At 67.4% G+C, this 258-nt stretch carries 1 protein-coding gene; it reads right to left on the bottom strand.

All coding sequences use genetic code 11. The annotated features are described in order from the left end of the window. The coding region (locus tag IB232_RS23430) for an alpha/beta hydrolase (protein WP_192400909.1) at window positions 1-258 on the bottom strand (258 nt) is incomplete at both ends.

The following is a 258-nucleotide window of genomic DNA, read 5'->3' as shown; positions in this document are numbered from 1 at the left end:
ACGGCGTGTAGCCGACATAGACGGCCACAGCGCCGGAGTTCACCACCAGGTCGCGGATCAGGCGGGCATGGGTCGGGTAGTCGCCGAGCACCCAGCCGCCGCCGTGGAAGAACATGAACACCGGCAGTTCACCCTTCACGCCTTCGGGGCGGACGATGGTCAGCGGGATCGACTGGCCGCCGGCCTGGATGGTCTTCTCCGACACGCTCACGCCGGACAGATCGACCTTGACCGAGGCCTGGGCACCGACCAGTACGG

Origin of the sequence: Pseudomonas sp. PDM15, from assembly GCF_014851565.1 — a bacterium.
In the GTDB taxonomy this organism is placed as follows: domain Bacteria; phylum Pseudomonadota; class Gammaproteobacteria; order Pseudomonadales; family Pseudomonadaceae; genus Aquipseudomonas.
Note: the sequence above shows the minus strand (reverse complement) of the source record. Positions and strands in the feature narration are given on the sequence as shown.